The sequence below is a fragment of the uncultured Aquincola sp. genome, from assembly GCF_964001545.1.
Taxonomy (GTDB): Bacteria; Pseudomonadota; Gammaproteobacteria; order Burkholderiales; family Burkholderiaceae_C; genus Aquincola.
Window position 1 is genome coordinate 1 of sequence record NZ_CAXFDV010000750.1, and the last position, 1,615, is coordinate 1,615.

General features: G+C 67.9%; 1 protein-coding gene and 1 pseudogene. One reads left to right on the plus strand and one right to left on the minus strand.

Going from position 1 to position 1,615, the window contains the following annotated elements; translation table 11 throughout:
- The coding region (locus ABNT58_RS26320) for a DUF3683 domain-containing protein (RefSeq protein ID WP_348756337.1) at nucleotides 1-1,233 on the minus strand (1,233 nt) is incomplete at its 3' end.
- Between the two features lie 234 nt (nucleotides 1,234-1,467).
- Between ABNT58_RS26320 and ABNT58_RS26325 the strand changes: the two are divergent.
- Nucleotides 1,468-1,615: pseudogene (locus ABNT58_RS26325) on the plus strand (sn-glycerol-3-phosphate ABC transporter substrate-binding protein); the annotation flags it as partial.

The window sequence follows — 1,615 nt, forward strand, 5'->3', positions numbered from 1 at the left end:
CCAGCGCGCGCTGGTGATCAGGCCGTCGCAGCCTTCTTTCTGGATGCCGGGCAGGCCGGCCAGGAACTTGTCGGTGACGTCCTTGCCCAGCCCTTCCTTGCGGAACACGCGGCCGGGGATTTCCAGCGTTTCGGTGCGCTCCAGCACCTTGCCCGAGGCATCGAAGTAACGCAGCTCGAAGCGGGCCGCGTCCACGTCGTGGATCTTGCCCAGGTTGTGGTCCAGGCGGATGACGTCCAGCCACTTGGCATCGGGCGTCACCATGCGCCAGCTGGCGAGGTTGTCGAGCGCGGTGCCCCACAGCACGGCCTTCTTGCCGCCCGCGTTCATCGCGATGTTGCCGCCGATGCAGCTGGCCTCGGCCGAGGTGGGATCGACCGCGAACACGTAGCCCGCACGCTCGGCCGCATCGGCCACGCGCTGGGTGACCACGCCCGCTTCTGTGTACACGGTGGCCACCGGCTGCGCCAGGCCGGGCAGGCTCACCAGTTCCACCTCGGTCATGCGCTCGAGCTTTTCGGTGTTGATGACCGCGCTCTTCCACGTCAGCGGAATGGCGCCGCCGGTGTAACCGGTGCCGCCCCCACGCGGGATGATGGTCAGCCCCAGCTCCACGCAGGCCTGCACCAGGCCGGCCATTTCTGCCTCGGTATCGGGCGTGAGCACCACGAAGGGGTATTCCACGCGCCAGTCGGTGGCGTCGGTGACGTGCGAGACGCGCGACAGGCCGTCGAACTTGATGTTGTCCTTGGCGGTGATGCGGCCCAGCGTGCGGCGGGCGCGGCGGCGCAGCTCGTCCAGCTGGTCGAACGAAGTGGCAAAGCCCGCCACCGCGCCCTGGGCCAGCTGCAGCAGCTCACCCACCAGCGCATCGCGCTGCGGGTCGGCCTGCGGGTCGCGGCGCTTGGCGATCTCGCCCAGGCGATGGCGCAGCGCGTCCACCAGCAGGCCGCGGCGCTTGGGGTTGTCCAGCAGGTCGTCCTGCAGGTACGGGTTGCGCTGCACCACCCAGATGTCGCCCAGCACCTCGTACAGCATGCGGGCGGAGCGGCCGGTGCGACGTTCGCCGCGCAGCTTGTCCAGCAGCGTCCAGGCGCGTTCGCCCAGCAGCCGCATCACGATCTCGCGGTCGGAGAACGAGGTGTAGTTGTAGGGAATCTCGCGCAGGCGGGGCGCCTGCTCATCAGCAAGGCCGGGGGCGGCCAGGGTATTCACGGCAAGCGGTGCATTCATGTCGATTAACCGCCGCCACAGGCCCAGGCGACGGCACCGGCGGGGTTGACGCAAGGGGGGTCGGATGTTACCGCACCGCATCAGGGCGCCCGGCCTGGCTGCCAGGGCAGCCCTTCGCGGCGGGTTATCCCCGTTCCGCCGCCTGCGGCTTTGTGACAGAAACGCGACTGTCATCAAAACTGAAAATACTGGGGGGTCACAAGCCCCCCTTCCTGTTTCCACGGAGTCCTTTGCATGAATTTCAAGTCGATCACGGTGGCCTCGGCCATGCTGGCCGCGTCCCTCGGCGCCCAGGCCCAGGTCGAGATCCAGTGGTGGCACTCGATGACCGCCGTCAACAACGAATGGGTCAACGACCTGGCCAAGGAATTCAATGCCAGCC